The following is a 15,763-nucleotide window of genomic DNA, read 5'->3' as shown; positions in this document are numbered from 1 at the left end:
AATCGCGTATTACGACACACCCTCAAAATTATTGCCTAACTGGCCTGAAACGAACGCATCCTTTCGCCTGTTGCCGACAGTAGGTTCGGATTAGATTAAATCCAGCACTAGCGGAATGTCTTCGGAAGCGATGCCTTGTTTCAGCAGGGTTTCTTTATCTTTTAGGAACACTTCGAGGAAAGCCTCCTTACCACCGAGTTCCAGAATGGATTTCTCGTAGTATTCACATGTCTTTTCCAGGTTTCCCAAGCTCCAGGCTACGTGGCCGGCGTTCAGGTAATCGGTAGCAGATGGTTTGGCAGCAATTACTTTCTCGTAATGCTTCATGGCCTGCTGGTATTTGCCACTGACGAACGAACACCAGCCAATGGCACGCCAGGCTTTCAGACTGTTGTTTTCCATGAAGTCCAGCTTGAAGAACTGTTGAAGGGCTTCGTCGTAACGTTCTTGTTCGGCCAGGCAACTGCCGATAGCAAAGATGATGTTTTTGTTTTCGGGTTGTATGCTTTCAGCCTTTTTGTAGTATTCAAGGGCCGAGGCATAATCGCCACACTGACGGTAGCAGACTGCCAGATGACGTATGGTCCATACGTGGTCCGGTTTCAGCACATCCGCTTTCCGATAGGCTTCAATAGCTTCCTTGTAGCGTTTTTCTTTCTGTAGGCTGTAGCCTGCTTTCTGGAAAAGGTCGGCATCTGCATGGTTGTTGTCAATCAGATCGAGATAGATCTGCAAAGCCTCTATGGGATGTTCCTGGGCAAAGTAGAAATCGGCTATGGCCTTTTGCAGTTCGGGCTTTCCCAATATCTCTTTCAGTGCCGGAATCTTGTGTAAAGCGATGTCCTCCTTAAGCGGGTCGCGGAACTCGCTTCTGCGCTGATTGAGTTTGAAGAAACGATAAATATCGTGTATATAAAGGTTACTGATGGTCTCCGGTTGCTCGCTCCGCTGGGAGTATTGGTTGATCTGGTCCTCCATAGCCTCGCTTATCCCCTGTACATTCATTTGCTGCAACATCTGCTGGCGTTGTTGAGAAGGGAGACTTCCCATCATGAGGCAAAGCGAATATTTGTCGCTGTTGCAATAATTCCCTACCCGTAGGATGAAAGAAAGCGTGGAGCCCTCATTGTCCAGATTCAGACCATATATGTTGACGATGCTAGAGTGGCGCTTATCGAAAGGAAGGAACCAATTGTAAGGTTTCTGAAAGAAAGGATAGCTTTTCAGATGGGCAAAGGTGCTCATGTTGATATCAGCTCCCGACATCTGGAGTTCGTTCATCTCGCGCATCTTATTCTCGAATTCGGGCTGGTTGATGACCTTTTCCCAATCCGGATTCCGGTCGTTGTCCTCGGACGAGTTTTCGAGGTCGAATTTCATGATGTTGCTGACTGCATTCGCGTTTTTTATCATTTCAGGAATGATTTCCTCCTGCATCTTCTTGTTTATCTTGTCAGTCTCCTTGCTGTACAGCAACTGCATGTAGACGCGGTTCAGCTGTTTGCCGAAGTTACCGTTTTCGTCGAGCAGGGACAGACGGGCTGTCAGATCGGGATAAAGGGAGATACGGTCGGGATGACAGTGCAGAACGATGGCGATACCGACCAATGCCCGTTGGTTGACTTGCGTATCAGCATGCGTGTAGGCATCCATCAGCCAAGATAGCTTACGTGCGTCGAAACATTCTATCAGGCTGAGAGTAACCATACTGGTAAACAGGCACAAGTCGATAGATGAGATCAGTTCCGATTTCAGATAGAGTTGGGCTTCTGTTGCCTCTGTAGTAGTCCAGGCACTGTTTCCCCATGTAGACAATGCAATGTCTTGCTGGGCCGTTTCGTGACGTTCGATAACCTTGTTGATGGTCTTCATGTCGCTGGGATTCAGCAGGCTGACAGCCATGTCGTCGGTGTAGGCTTCCAGTTCCTTCAGTATCTCGCCCGGACTTTGTACCGGTACGGGATATTTGCATCCTTTACGCAGCCAGATGTAATAGCGCGATGAAACGTTTTCCAGCAGACTGAGCTGTGTCTGGTCGGCAATTTCCCAGGTTTCGGCCAGCAGGCGTGTGTACAGTTTGTGCCTTTCGGGGTCCTCGGTACCCTGTTTCATGTATTGCAGCATGTACTGGTAGGAGGTTTGTACCTGTTCCAGCCGGTTCTGAAGTTCCCAGTTGTTGGCATTCCACAGGAAAGCCTGCAGTTGCGACTGGGCTTCTTTCAGGCGTTTCTGTTTCAGCAGAAGGACGATATGATTGTATTGCTCTTGTATGTTTTTCTCGTTCATATATAGGGAATATTTTCTTGTATGATTATATATGTTGCAAATATACAAAAAGGATGCCAAAAAACACTTGCTTAGAATCTGACTTGTATCTGGGCTTGTATCAGGTTGGAACTTTCTCCCTTGTGACGGTCGCAGTACGTATATTGTGCCTGTACACGGCATTTGGGGTAGAACCAGTATTGCAGCCCTGCCACGTAGTTGGTTTGTTTGTCTGCCGCAGTCTTGTTTTTGTTGAGGTAGTCATACGAAGCGATGACGTCCAGTTTGGGCAATACGTGAACCGATGCTGTGCAATAATATCCTTCGCTTTTGACGTTTCCGTCTTTTCCTGCCAGATATTCGGTACGGATGTCAACCGGAGTGGTGGTAATCGTGGCACCTGCCGACCAGCGGTTGCGTGTATAGTTTTCGCCTATACCTATTTCGGGATTGTAGGCAGAGGCGGCAACGGCGTGTCCCTTTCCTTTTATAAACGAACCTCCTGCCGACAGCCATTTCAGCGGATGGAAGATGAGGCGGCCTACGATATCTTTCTGGTTGTTCAGGTCTTTTTTGTTGATGCCTTGTCCGTTCATTACAGCCAGGTTGTAACTTATCAGCTTGTCGAAGAGGTCACCGTATACCATCAGTCCCAGGTCGCGACCGCTGTTTGAACCATACAGAGGATCGCTGCCGTCGATACCGGCCAGGTAGTTGACAGACTGTGCATAGCAGTTGATCAACTCTACATAGCAGGGGGAGATAGGATTCTCGAAAGTATACATGGTTTTAAACTGTCCGAGCCGGACTTTGATTTCGGGCAGAAACTTGTATTCAGTGTAAGCTTCGAGTATTTTTCCTGTATTGGCAAAACTGTACATGAAGTAGCATAACCATTTGTCGGTTATCTGGCCGCTTGCCATGAAGATGACGCGTTTGATGTCGAACGTGTTGCTCCCTCCGTTTTGGTCGTCGTAGGTGTAACCGACTTGCGCATATCCCTGCAGGGTAATGCGTTCTTTCAGAGTGTTTATTACTTCGTTTGCTGTTTTTGTATTTTCCTGTGCTTTGAGTGTGTATCCTCCGCATAACAGAAGGAGGCAGGAAAGCAGGATGTGTTTCATACGTAAAGATATAAATTAAAAAAGGCAACTCTTTTTTCAAAGAGCTGCCTTGGGGTATGAATAGATTGACTTTTATTCGTTGATAGCAGCAATACCCGGAAGAACTTTGCCTTCGATAGCTTCGAGCAATGCACCACCACCAGTAGAAACGTAAGATACGCCTTGAGCCAGACCGAACTTGTTAACACAAGCTACAGAGTCGCCGCCACCTACCAGTGAGAATGCGCCGTTCTTGGTTGCTTCTACGATAGCTTCACCTACAGAACGTGAACCGTGAGTGAAGTTTTCGAATTCGAATACACCTGTAGGACCGTTCCACAAGATAGTCTTGGAACCTTTGATTACTTCAGCGAATGCTTTTTCACTCTCAGGACCTATATCCAGACCTTCCCATCCGTCAGGAATTTCGTTTACTTTGCAGAACTTGGTGTTAGCATCGTTCGAGAAAGAGTCAGCAATCTTGGCATCTGTAGCCAATACCAGATTAACGCCTTTTTCTTTGGCTTTCTTCATCAGATCCAATGCCAGTTCCAGCTTGTCATCTTCGCAGATAGATACACCGATCTTACCACCCATAGCTTTGGTGAAGGTATATGTCATACCGCCGGTGATGATCAGGTTATCAACCTTGTTCAGCAGGTTTTCGATGATTTCGATCTTAGAAGAAACTTTCGAACCACCCATGATGGCTGTAAACGGACGGTGAATGTCGTTCAATACTTTATCAACGGCCTTCACTTCTTTTTCCATCAGGTAACCGAACATCTTATTGTCTTTATCGAAATATTTAGCAATCAGTGCCGTAGAAGCGTGTGCACGGTGAGCTGTACCGAATGCGTCGTTTACGTAGCAGTTGGCATAAGAAGCCAGTTTCTTTGTGAATTCTTTCTGGCTCTCTTTTACAGCTTTCTTGGCAGCAGCCTTTTCTTCGTCAGAAGCATCTTCGGCCAAACCACGCGGTTTGCCTTCTTCTTCGGCATAGAAACGGAGGTTTTCGAGCAACAGTACTTCACCCGGTTGCAGAGCGGCAGCCTTAACGGCAGCTTCTTCACCCATACAGTCGTTAGCAAATTGTACTTCAACACCCAACAGTTCAGACAAGTGTTTCAGGATGTGCTTCAAAGAGAACTTATCGGCTACGCCTTTCGGACGTCCCAGGTGAGAACCGATAATAATACTACCACCGTCGGCCAAAATTTTCTTCAGCGTAGGAAGAGCGGCACGCATACGAGTGTCATCTGTGATGTTGAAGTTTTCGTCCAGGGGTACATTGAAGTCCACGCGAACGAATGCCTTTTTTCCGGCAAAGTTAAATTGATCAATTGTCATAATCTCTATATTTATTTAAAAGTGTTACTTTCTTTTTTCCGGCAGAGATGCGTTACTGGCTGCACTTTGGCAGGCCTGTATTTGGTCTCTCTTTTCTTTTTGCCGCAAAGTTAGCATTTATTTTTTTTCTTTTGTACGAATAAATGTTATTTTATTTGTCTCTGTTTTCGCTCTCTTTGCTTACTTTATACTTTGAGCAATAATATTTGCACAGCAGTTGCAGCCCGCATTCCTCGCACCGGGGAGTACGCGCCTGGCAGATGTAACGTCCGTGCAGGATGAGCCAGTGGTGGGCAATGGGGATGTCTTCGGCAGGAATGTTCTGAGTCAGTTCCTTCTCGACACTGAAAGGGGTGGTGCAACGGTCGGGAACCAGACCGAGCCGGTGGCTGACACGGAACACGTGGGTGTCGACAGCCATGGCAGCTTTGTTGAATACGACCGATTGGATGACGTTGGCTGTTTTACGGCCCACTCCGGGCAGTTTGATGAGTTCGTTCAGTGTGTCGGGAACCTGACTGTTGAAGTCCTTGACCAGCATCTGGGCCATACCTACCAGATGCTTGGCTTTGTTGTTGGGATAGGACACACTGCGTATGTAGTCGAAGACAACTTCGGGCGTTGTTGCAGCCAATGCTTCGGGGGTCGGGAAGTCGCGAAACAGCGGAGGCGTTATCAGGTTGACACGCTTGTCGGTGCACTGTGCCGAAAGTATGACGGCTATCAGCAGTTCGAAAGGATTGCTGTAGTGCAGTTCGGTTTCGGCTATTGGGCGGTTCTCGCGAAACCAGGCTAATATCTTTTCGTAACGTTCTTTTTTTCTCATATATATGGGATGGCTTTGGAGTGAAATCTCTGTTGCTGTCTGCTTATCTTAATTTGTTCTTGTGATAGTGCGGAGACACTTTCAGGTGGAAATAAAGAGTCGACACGATGGTGAGGCATGCGCCGAACAGATAAGCCTTGTCGAAGGTACTGATTTCGGCAATGTAGCCTCCTGCCAGCATTCCGATGCCGATGCCTACATCCCACGAAGTCAGATAGGTGGAAGTGGCTGTTCCGCGTTGGCTGTTGGGAGCCAGATTGACGAAAAGCGTATTGTAGGCAGGAAACATGATGCCGAAGCCGATGCCCAGCATCAAGGCTATCAGAAAGAAGAGGACAGTGCATGCATCACTATTCCAGCGGATGATGTAGACACACGCCGCCAACAGGAAGAAGCTGACAATGACGACATACAGTCCTGCGGCAATGACTTGTGTTATTTTTCCTCTGTCTACCAGCTTGCCCGAGAAGAGACGCGACACGGCCATACCAACGGCCATGAAGGTGAAGAAGAATCCGGTAGATGCCTGGATATCGATCTGTTTGGCGTACATGGCTACGTAGTTGGTAGTCATACCGTAGGGGATGGACAACAGCAACAGGCTGATGCCTGCCGGAAGACCTTTCAGCAGAATAAAGCGGTCAAGCGAGATGGGTTCGCGCTTGACGGGGGGCTTGTAGGGAGTCTTTACGGCCGAAGCACACAGCATACCGGTCAGGCAGGAGCCTAACGAGCAGCAGAATATGATGGGGTAAGAGACACTGGCATCGTGTAGGAACAGTCCTGTCATGGGGCCGATAGACATGGCGATGTTGTTGGCCAGTCCGTAGTAACCCAGACCTTCACCGCGGCGCGAGGAGGGCATAATGTCGATGACGATGGTATTGCCGCCTACGGTAACCATGCCGAACGATACGCCGTGGATAATGCGGAAGAGGATGAACAGGGTAAGTGTACCTGCTACCAGATAACCTGCAAACATGGCAGTAAAGATGAAATAGGCCAGTAGATACAATGGCTTGCGGGCAAAAGTATCGAGCAGATAGCCGGAGAAAGGACGAATGCACAAGGCCGCGATGGTGTAGCACGACAAGACAACACCAATGGTGGCTTTGTTGGCCTGAAATACTTCCGCCAGGTAGAAGGGAAGTACCGGCATCAGCAGCCAGAAGCCGAAAAACAACAGAAAGTTGGCCGCAAGGATAAAGCAATAACTGGGGGTAACGAGCCTGTCCTTCATGTGTGTGAAAAAAATGTTTTAGGCACGAATTATACGAATCTCACGGTTGCCATGTCGGAAGGGGAGGCAACACGGTGTTTTTCGTGTAATTAGTGCCTAATGAAAAATGAAAAAGAATGTGTTGAACGAGATTTCTCGGTTATTGTGCCGCCTCAAACTCTTTCAGGAAACGGACATCGTTTTCCGAGAAGAGGCGCAAATCGTTGACGCGGTACTTCAGGTTGGCGATACGTTCGATACCCATACCGAGGGCATAGCCGCTGTATACCTTGCTGTCAATTCCGTTCAGTTCCAGTACGTTGGGGTCTACCATTCCGCATCCCAGAATCTCTACCCAGCCCGTGTTCTTGCAGAACGGACAGCCTTTTCCGCCACAAATGTTGCAACTGATGTCCATTTCGGCACTCGGTTCGGTGAAGGGGAAGTAGGACGGACGCAGACGAATCTTGGTGTCGCTACCGAACATTTCCTGAGCGAAGAGCAGCAACACCTGCTTCAGGTCGGTGAACGATACGTTCTTGTCTACGTACAGGGCTTCTACCTGATGGAAGAAAGCGTGTGCACGGTAGCTGATGGCTTCGTTGCGGTATACACGTCCCGGACAGATGACGCGGATGGGCGGTTGTGTCGTTTCCATCACGCGGCTTTGTACGCTCGACGTGTGCGTGCGCAGGATGACATTGTGCGTAACATTTCCCTCGTTGTTTTCGATGAAGAATGTATCCTGCATATCGCGTGCCGGATGGTCTTCGGCAAAGTTCATGGACGAGAATACGTGCCAGTCGTCTTCTACCTCGGGACCGTCGGCGATGTTGAATCCCATGCGTGCGAAGATATCAATGATTTCGTTTTTTACAATGGAAAGCGGATGGCGTGTACCCAGCTTGATGGGGTAGGCCGAGCGTGTCAGGTCGAGGTTGTCGCAACCCGTATTCTGGCTTTCGAATTGTTCTTTCAGCGCAGCGATTTTTTCTTGGGCTTTGTTTTTCAGTTCGTTCAGTTTCATACCTACCTCTTTCTTCTGTTCGGCGGGTACGTTGCGGAAGTCTGCCATCAGTTCGTTGATGGCTCCCTTTTTACTGAGGTATTTGATGCGGAGCGCTTCGAGTTCCTCAGTATTGGCGGCTTTCATTGCTTCTACTTCTTGCAGAAGCTGTTCGATTTTAGCTATCATAGTTATTATCTTATGTTATTCCTAAAGTAAAAAACGATGCAAAGATACAATTTTATTACGATATAGCTTGTCTTGGGGCCGTTAATTTTGTGCAAGTGGCAGAAGTTCGGTAGGCATGTAGGGAATCTTTTTGTTGTCTGCACCTGCGCAGTTCCTGTGGCTGATGGAAATAAAATACGTTTGGATGTATTTTGCCCTTCTGTCGGTTAATGCTGCAGTTTGCTTTCAGAAAATATCTTTTTTGTAGATACTGGCTGACACGGCGTTTTTCTTAAAGTAGGCTGAAAAGTGAGAAATAGATTGAAAATGTTTATAGAATCGCATAAAGATACATTTGAAATTCATTTTCCCTTTCTTTTTATGCTTATCAACGCTTGTGGAGAGCTTTAACAATGCTTGTGCGGAGTGCGAGAAATGCTTGTACGGAACGCGAACAGTGCTTGCGATGCTCGGCCACATGATTTGTCCTTCCCGAACACAAGGCTTTTTCTGCCCGATAACTTAGTTTTAGCGATGTCTCAGGAGCTTTTTATTTTTATTTCATCTGTAAATATTTTGCTATTGTGCTATGGATCAGCAGAATGAATGCTTTGTTCTTGCGAAATTTCGTTCGCCTTGTCTATCGGGCGGAAATATCCGATTCTCGTGGATTAAGAAATGCAAAGTGTCATTTTGAAAGTAGCCGGCAATGTGGGAAAGCTCAGAAAGAAGATAAAAAAGAAAAGAGGGTGTATCTTTCAGTACATCCTCTTTCGTGGAGCATAGCGGACTCGAACCGCTCACCTCGACACTGCCAGTGTCGCGCTCTAGCCAGATGAGCTAATACCCCAATTTAAGCGTCATTGAAACGTTTGCGGAACGTTTTCTTGTTTTGACGGCGCAAATATAATGCATAATTCTGAAATAATTGCTATGTTTGCGGAGAAAAATAAGAAAAAAGTTATGCTGGTCTATAATACAACCTATCATGTGGAAGACGGGCAGGAGAAATATTTCCTGATTTGGATGCAGGAATACTACTTGCCCGAAGTGGAGAAAACAGGGATATTGCGCTCACCGCGTATTACTCGCATCTTGAGCCATCGCGAAGAAGGCAACTGCTATTCTGTGCAGTTCGAGGTAGAAGATTCTGCCAGTCTGCACCGCTGGCACACCGAACAGGGCGTGAAACTGAATGAGGAGATGATGAAGCTGTTCAAAGACAAAGTAGTGGGCTTCCCTACACTGATGGAGGTAATCGTGTGATACAGCCGGTAAAGGAAAAAATCATTCTGGGCATCGACCCGGGAACTACCATCATGGGATATGGCGTTTTGCGGGTGACGGGTGTCAAGCCCGAGATGATAGCGATGGGCATCATCGACCTGCGTAAGTTTGGCGACCACTACCTGAAATTGCGGCATATCCATGAACGGGTATTGAGCATCATCGAGAGCTATCTGCCCGACGAAGTGGCCATCGAAGCACCTTTTTTCGGTAAGAACGTGCAGTCCATGCTGAAACTGGGACGGGCACAGGGAGTAGCCATGGCGGCAGCATTGAGTCGCGATATCCCGATTACGGAATATGCCCCGCTGAAGATAAAGATGGCTATCACGGGCAACGGGCAGGCTTCGAAAGAGCAGGTGGCCGATATGTTGCAGCGCATGTTGCACTTCAGCAAGGCCGACATGCCTACCTTTATGGATGCTACCGATGCTCTGGCAGCCGCCTATTGCCACTACCTGCAGATGGGGCGTCCGGCGGTGGAGAAAAGCTACCGTGGATGGAAAGACTTCATCGCCAAGAATCCCGACAAGGTAAAAGGATAGACAGGAACAAATGAACGAAATTATTGAAACAATAAAATAATAACAGTATGGTGAAGCTGAACGATTTGGTAATCATTGGAGTAGCGGCGGCCACAGTTGTCAGTTGTGCTCCGGCCAAAAACGAATACACTTCTTTTGAACTTTATCCGGTTCGCTCCGGTAGTCTGACCGAGATGGAGTATGCACCCGAGGCAACCCGGTTTACGCTGTGGGCACCTACAGCCGACGAAGTGCGCCTGATGCTTTACGAGGCTGGCGAAGGTGGACATGCCTACGAGACCGTCAGCATGGAACGGGCCGAGGAAGGTACCTGGAAGACAAAAGTAGAAAAAGATCTGAAAGGGAAATTCTACACCTTCAACGTGAAGATAGACGGAAAGTGGCAAGGCGATACTCCCGGTATCAACGCCAAGGCAGTAGGAGTGAACGGCAAGCGTGCTGCCATCATCGACTTGCGCGAGACCGATCCCGAAGGATGGGCCGAGGACAAGCGTCCGCCGCTGGCAAGTCCTGCTGACATTATCATTTATGAAGTGCATCACCGCGACTTCTCCGTACATCCTTCATCGGGCATCGAGCATAAGGGCAAGTTCCTGGCCATGACCGAGACCGGTACGAAGAACCCCGGCGGAATGGCTACCGGCATCGACCACCTGAAGGAGCTGGGTGTGACGCACGTGCATATCCTGCCTTCGTACGACTATGCTTCGGTCGATGAGACCCGTCTGGATGAAAACAAATACAACTGGGGCTACGACCCATTGAACTACAATGTGCCCGAAGGCTCTTATTCCACCGATCCCTATCGTCCGGAAGTCCGTATCCGTGAGTTCAAGCAGATGGTGCAGGCTTTGCACAAGGCAGGCATCCGCGTAGTGCTCGATGTCGTTTATAACCATACGTTCAACACGGCTGAAAGCAATTTCGAACGTACCGTGCCCGGTTACTTCTATCGTCAGAAAACTGATGGTACATTGGCCGACGGTTCGGCTTGTGGCAACGAGACGGCAAGCAACCGCCCCATGATGCGCAAGTACATGATCGAGTCAGTGCTCTACTGGATCAACGAATATCACATCGACGGTTTCCGTTTCGATCTGATGGGCATCCACGACATCGAAACGATGAACGAAATACGTAAGGCCGCTTCGGCTGTCGATCCTACCATATTTATATATGGTGAAGGCTGGGCTGCTTCGGCACCGCAGATGCCCGAAGATTCGCTGGCCATGAAGGCTAATACTTACAAGATGCCTGGCATCGCCGCTTTCTCCGACGAGATGCGCGATGCTCTCCGAGGACCTTTCAACAACAACGAGCAAGGCGCATTTCTGGCCGGACTGCCGGGTGGAGAAGAAAGCATCAAGTTCGGCATTGCAGGTGCCGTCAAGCATCCGCAGATTAACAACGATTCGGTGAATTACAGCAAGGCTCCCTGGGCCGGACAGCCTACGCAGATGATCAGCTACGTGTCGTGTCACGACGATATGTGTCTGGTAGACCGCCTGAAGGCAAGTGTTCCGGGCATCACGCCTGAGGAGCTGGTACGCTTGGACAAGCTGGCACAGACGGCCGTGTTTACTTCGCAAGGTGTTCCCTTCATCTATGCCGGTGAAGAAGTGATGCGCGACAAGAAAGGCGTGCACAACAGCTATCAGAGTCCGGACTCCATCAACGCCATCGACTGGGATCGCAAGACGCTCAATGCCGACGCATTTGCCTACTACAAGGGGCTGATACAGTTGCGTCGCAATCATCCGGCCTTCCGTCTGGGCGATGCCGAACTGGTAAGAAAGCATCTGGAGTTCCTGCCTGTCGAAGGTACGAACCTCGTGGCTTACCGCTTGAAGGATCATGCTGGAGGCGATACATGGAAAGACATCATCGTAGTGTTGAATGCCCGTCGTGAGGTTGCCTCGCTGTCGGTACCCGAAGGCAAGTATACGGTGGTCTGCCAGAACGGACTGGTCAACGAGAAAGGACTGGCAACAATCTATGGCCCCTCGTTGAAGGTAGCGCCGCAGTCGGCCATGATCATATATCAGTAACTTATTTCTATAGCATGCCACATTATACAATACATTTAGCGGGGGGCGTAGTACGCAACCCGCTTGTGCGTTTGGCTCGTCCCGTCTCACTCGACTTTATGGACGGGGAGCACATCGCCATCGTCGGTCCCAACGGAGCCGGCAAGAGTCTGCTGGTCGATATGCTGACAGGCAAATATCCTTTGTACGAAGGTGAATTGTCTTACGACTTTTCTCCTTCGGCTTCGAAAGCGGTTTATGATAACATCAAATACATAGCTTTTCGCGACACGTACGGGTCGGCCGATGCCAATTATTACTACCAGCAACGTTGGAATGCACACGATCAGGACGATGCCCCCGTGGTGCGCGACCTGTTGGGGACGATCAAGGACGATGCCCTGAAGCAACAGCTGTTCGACCTGTTCCGCATCGAACCGATGCTGGAAAAGAAAATCATCCTGCTTTCCAGCGGAGAGTTGCGCAAGTTCCAGCTGACCAAGACGCTGCTGACTTCGCCCCGCATCCTTATTATGGACAATCCTTTCATCGGCCTCGATGCGGCGACACGCGATCTGCTGTTCCAACTGTTGGACGAACTGACGCGGCTTGCTTCGTTGCAGATTGTGCTGGTACTCTCGATGCTCGACGACATCCCCTCGTTTATCACCCATGTAGTGCCCGTCAGCAACCGGACGGTTGGTCCCAAGATGACGCGCGCGGAGTATCTGAAGGCCTTCCGCGAGCAGGACACAGCCCAGTCGTTCGACGAACTGCAACAACGCATCCTGAACTATCCCTACGAACATGCCAACTACGATTCCGCCGAGGTGGTCCGGCTGAACAAGGTAAGCATCCGTTATGGCGACCGTACCATCCTGAAGGACCTTGACTGGACCGTTATGCGCGGCCAGAAGTGGGCACTGAGTGGCGAGAATGGTGCGGGAAAGTCGACCCTGCTCAGTCTGGTGTGCGCCGATAATCCCCAGTCGTATGCCTGCGATATCAGCCTGTTCGGACGTAAGCGCGGTTCGGGCGAGAGCATCTGGGAGATAAAGAAACACATCGGCTACGTCAGCCCCGAGATGCACCGCGCTTATCTGAAGAACCTGCCTGCCATCGAGATTGTGGCTTCGGGTCTGCACGACAGCATCGGACTGTACAAGCGCCCCAAGGAGGAACAGATGTCGGTATGCGAGTGGTGGATGGACATATTTGGCATTGCCGCCCTGAAGGACCGTCCGTTCCTGCAGTTGTCCAGCGGCGAACAACGGCTGGCCTTGCTGGCACGGGCTTTTGTGAAGGACCCGGAACTGCTGATTCTTGACGAGCCGTTGCATGGGCTGGATACCTACAACCGCCGGCGGGTGAAGAAGGTGATCGAAGCCTTTTGCCAGCGACGCGACAAGACGCTGATCATGGTTACTCACTACGAAAACGAGCTACCTGCCACGATAACCCATCGTCTGCATCTGGAACGCCATTAAGGCGGATGCCGACCCTCCCTGATGTCCCTGTATGCTGGTCTGTATTGCTCCAGATGCAGGGCATTTTTCGTTTTTCTTTCAGCATCATGACCGGAAATAGAAATAAAAAGCCTATTTTTGTCCGGAATATCAGATTCTTAGATAAAAAGTAGCTAGAAAAGACACCATGAAAGAAAGACTCATTGCATTCCTCAAGACATATCTTCTGTTCGTCTGTATCTTCGTTGTGCAGAAGCCGTTGTTCATGCTCTGCTATCATTCGCTGTATGCCGATGCCTCGTGGAAGGACTGGCTGCAGGTGATGTGGCACGGCCTTCCGCTCGACCTGTCGCTGGCAGGATACTTGACGCTGATTCCCGGGCTGCTGGCCATTGTGACCGTATGGACACTGTCGGGAGCTTTGCACCGCATCTGGAAGGGGTATTTCCTGTTCATATCCATATTGCTTTCCGTTATTTTCGTGGTCGACCTTGCTTTGTACGGCTACTGGGGTTTCCGTCTTGATGCTACTCCGCTGTTTTACTTCTTTTCCTCGCCTAAGGAGGCGATGGCCAGTGTCAGTGTGTGGTTTGTGCTGGGCGGATTACTCGTCATGGCGGTGTATGCCATGTTGCTATACTGGCTTTTCCGTGTGTTGCTGATAGGGAAGAAGTACCGTCAGATGAAGCTGCCTTACCATCGTCTGGGCATGTCGTTCCTGCTGCTTCTGCTGACGGGATTGCTGTTTATCCCTATCCGTGGAGGCTTTACGGTGTCGACGATGAACACTGGTAAGGTTTATTTCAGTACCAATATCCTGCTGAACCATGCTGCTACCAACCCGGCCTTCAGCCTGATGGAGTCGTTGTCCAAACAGAAAGACTTTGCCAGTCAGTATCGCTTTATGGAGCCGGACGAGGCCGACCGGCTGTTTGCCACCCTGATTGACCCGGCTGTCGAAGGAGCCGCACAACCTGCCGATTCGCTGCGTGCCCTGGCCACCGATTCGCTGACAATGGCCGACCGCACCCTGTTCAATACACAGCGGCCCGACGTGTGCATCGTGATTCTGGAAGGTTTCTCTTCACGGCTGATGACTACACTGGGCGGCGCACCCGACATTGCGGTGCAGATGGACAGTCTGACCCGCGAAGGTGTGCTGTTCACCAACTTCTATGCCAACAGCTTTCGTACCGACCGCGGACTTGTATCGATACTGAGTGGCTATCCGGCACAGCCCACGACAAGCATCATGAAATATCCGCGTAAGACGCAGAACCTGCCTGCCATAGCCGGCAGTCTGAAGAAAGCAGGCTACAGTGCCAAGTACTACTATGGTGGCGATGCCGACTTCACCAACATGCGTTCGTATCTGATGTCGTCGGGCTTCGAAGACATTGTAGCCGACAGGGACTTCCCCGTTGCCGACCGTCTGAGCAAGTGGGGCGTGCACGACCATCTGGTGTTCCGCCGCCTGCTGGACGACCTGAAGGAAGAGGCAGCCACCCTTCCTGCCCCCGACGGACAGAAGCAGCCTGCCTACCGCGTCATTCAGACCTCTAGCAGTCACGAGCCCTTCGAAGTGCCCTACCGCCGTCTGGAGAACGACGCCATGAACTCGTTTGCCTACACCGACAGTTGCGTGGGCGACTTCATAAGGCAATACCGTGAGTTGCCCCAGTGGAAAAACACCGTCGTACTGCTTGTCCCCGATCACCTGGGAGCTACGCCCGAACCTGTGAACAACTTCATGATAGAACGTTACCAGATACCGTTGCTGATGGTGGGCGGTGCCATCGAGAAGCCGCGCCGCATCGATGTCTACGGTTCGCAGCAGGACATTGCTGCAACGCTGCTGGCACAACTGGGCTTGCCGCACGGCGAATTTGTGTTCAGCAAGGACCTGATGAACCCGGCGTCACCTCATTTCGCCTTCTTCACCGTGCCCGATGCCTTCGGTGTGGCTACAGCCGACAACCATTTGATATTCGACAACCAGTCGGGCAAGGTCGTTCTTGACGAAGGAGAGCACAAAGGCGCCAATCTGCGTGCAGGCGAGGCCTATCTGCAGAAGTTGTACGACGACCTGGCAACCCGATAAATCACTGAACCGATAACCCTAAACAACAGAACCCGAGAGATGATGTTAATTGACTTTTTGTCGGTCCTGTCCGATGCGGACACCGATTTGCTGCTGGCCATCAACGGATGGCGTGCGGAGTGGGCCGATTACTTTATGTATGCCTTCAGCGGCAAGTTGGTGTGGATTCCCATGTATGCCGCCATATTGTATGTGATATTCCGTAACCTGGGATGGAAGATGGCGCTGGGTTGCATCGTCACGGTAGCGTTGACTATCACCTTTGCCGACCAGGTATGCGCCACCCTGATTCGTCCGTTGGCATGCCGTCTTCGCCCGGCCAATCTGGAGAACCCCATTTCGGACCTGGTGCAGATTGTGAACGGTTACCGGGGCGGTCGCTACGGTTTCCCCTCCTGCC

At 50.3% G+C, this 15,763-nt stretch carries 11 protein-coding genes, 1 tRNA gene and 1 pseudogene; 6 read left to right on the top strand and 7 right to left on the bottom strand.

What is annotated here, in order from left to right; all coding sequences use genetic code 11:
* Positions 1 to 90 precede the first annotated feature (90 nt).
* The 7 genes from QVP67_RS00670 to QVP67_RS00640 form a co-directional block, all read right to left on the bottom strand.
* Positions 91 to 2,286, bottom strand: coding sequence for a tetratricopeptide repeat protein (locus tag QVP67_RS00670; protein ID WP_022161637.1), 2,196 nt, complete (start codon positions 2,284 to 2,286; stop codon positions 91 to 93).
* A 71-nt stretch (positions 2,287 to 2,357) separates the two neighbouring features.
* The gene (locus QVP67_RS00665) at positions 2,358 to 3,389 is read right to left on the bottom strand and encodes a porin (RefSeq protein ID WP_022161636.1); all 1,032 of its coding nucleotides are present in this window, start codon (positions 3,387 to 3,389) and stop codon (positions 2,358 to 2,360) included.
* Between the two features lie 72 nt (positions 3,390 to 3,461).
* On the bottom strand, positions 3,462 to 4,721 hold the full coding sequence (locus QVP67_RS00660) for a phosphoglycerate kinase (protein WP_113740855.1): 1,260 nt from the start codon (positions 4,719 to 4,721) through the stop codon (positions 3,462 to 3,464).
* Positions 4,722 to 4,869: 148 nt separating this feature from the next.
* On the bottom strand, positions 4,870 to 5,544 hold the full coding sequence (nth, locus tag QVP67_RS00655; RefSeq protein WP_022161634.1) for an endonuclease III: 675 nt from the start codon (positions 5,542 to 5,544) through the stop codon (positions 4,870 to 4,872).
* A 43-nt stretch (positions 5,545 to 5,587) separates the two neighbouring features.
* Positions 5,588 to 6,784: an MFS transporter gene (locus tag QVP67_RS00650; protein WP_022161633.1), complete on the bottom strand. Its 1,197-nt coding sequence runs from the start codon at positions 6,782 to 6,784 to the stop codon at positions 5,588 to 5,590.
* Positions 6,785 to 6,923: 139 nt separating this feature from the next.
* A complete protein-coding gene (gene pheS / locus QVP67_RS00645; RefSeq protein ID WP_022161632.1) occupies positions 6,924 to 7,958 on the bottom strand; it encodes a phenylalanine--tRNA ligase subunit alpha in 1,035 nt (344 codons plus the stop codon).
* 755 nt (positions 7,959 to 8,713) lie between these two features.
* Positions 8,714 to 8,787: transfer RNA gene (locus QVP67_RS00640), tRNA-Ala, on the bottom strand.
* 113 nt (positions 8,788 to 8,900) lie between these two features.
* Between QVP67_RS00640 and QVP67_RS00635 the strand changes: the two genes are divergently transcribed.
* From QVP67_RS00635 to QVP67_RS00610, 6 genes and pseudogenes are all read left to right on the top strand, one after another.
* Complete coding sequence (locus tag QVP67_RS00635) at positions 8,901 to 9,203, top strand: DUF4286 family protein (protein WP_071149054.1); 303 nt, start codon at positions 8,901 to 8,903, stop codon at positions 9,201 to 9,203.
* On the top strand, positions 9,200 to 9,769 hold the full coding sequence (gene ruvC / locus QVP67_RS00630; RefSeq protein WP_022161629.1) for a crossover junction endodeoxyribonuclease RuvC: 570 nt from the start codon (positions 9,200 to 9,202) through the stop codon (positions 9,767 to 9,769). Before QVP67_RS00635 ends, ruvC begins: the two co-directional genes overlap by 4 nt.
* Before the next feature lie 50 nt (positions 9,770 to 9,819).
* On the top strand, positions 9,820 to 11,817 hold the full coding sequence (pulA, locus tag QVP67_RS00625; RefSeq protein ID WP_288179747.1) for a type I pullulanase: 1,998 nt from the start codon (positions 9,820 to 9,822) through the stop codon (positions 11,815 to 11,817).
* Positions 11,818 to 11,831: 14 nt separating this feature from the next.
* Positions 11,832 to 13,283: an ATP-binding cassette domain-containing protein gene (locus tag QVP67_RS00620; protein ID WP_022161627.1), complete on the top strand. Its 1,452-nt coding sequence runs from the start codon at positions 11,832 to 11,834 to the stop codon at positions 13,281 to 13,283.
* A gap of 166 nt (positions 13,284 to 13,449) precedes the next feature.
* A complete protein-coding gene (locus tag QVP67_RS00615) occupies positions 13,450 to 15,363 on the top strand; it encodes an LTA synthase family protein (RefSeq protein ID WP_022161626.1) in 1,914 nt (637 codons plus the stop codon).
* 39 nt (positions 15,364 to 15,402) lie between these two features.
* Positions 15,403 to 15,763 (top strand): annotated as a pseudogene (locus QVP67_RS00610) (phosphatase PAP2 family protein); the annotation flags it as partial.

The organism is Bacteroides sp. CAG:633 (assembly GCF_000435115.1).
GTDB lineage: Bacteria > Bacteroidota > Bacteroidia > Bacteroidales > Bacteroidaceae > Bacteroides > Bacteroides ndongoniae.
This window is presented reverse-complemented; position numbering and strand designations above follow the sequence as displayed.

What these genes read in the sequence shown, in the direction of transcription:
- QVP67_RS00615 (WP_022161626.1), top strand. Translation starts at nt 13,450, where the DNA reads ATGAAAGAAAGACTCATTGCATTCCTCAAGACATATCTTCTGTTCGTC.
- QVP67_RS00650 (WP_022161633.1), bottom strand. Translation starts at nt 6,784, where the DNA reads ATGAAGGACAGGCTCGTTACCCCCAGTTATTGCTTTATCCTTGCGGCC.
- QVP67_RS00635 (WP_071149054.1), top strand. Translation starts at nt 8,901, where the DNA reads ATGCTGGTCTATAATACAACCTATCATGTGGAAGACGGGCAGGAGAAA.
- nth (WP_022161634.1), bottom strand. Translation starts at nt 5,544, where the DNA reads ATGAGAAAAAAAGAACGTTACGAAAAGATATTAGCCTGGTTTCGCGAG.
- pheS (WP_022161632.1), bottom strand. Translation starts at nt 7,958, where the DNA reads ATGATAGCTAAAATCGAACAGCTTCTGCAAGAAGTAGAAGCAATGAAA.
- QVP67_RS00665 (WP_022161636.1), bottom strand. Translation starts at nt 3,389, where the DNA reads ATGAAACACATCCTGCTTTCCTGCCTCCTTCTGTTATGCGGAGGATAC.
- QVP67_RS00620 (WP_022161627.1), top strand. Translation starts at nt 11,832, where the DNA reads ATGCCACATTATACAATACATTTAGCGGGGGGCGTAGTACGCAACCCG.
- QVP67_RS00670 (WP_022161637.1), bottom strand. Translation starts at nt 2,286, where the DNA reads ATGAACGAGAAAAACATACAAGAGCAATACAATCATATCGTCCTTCTG.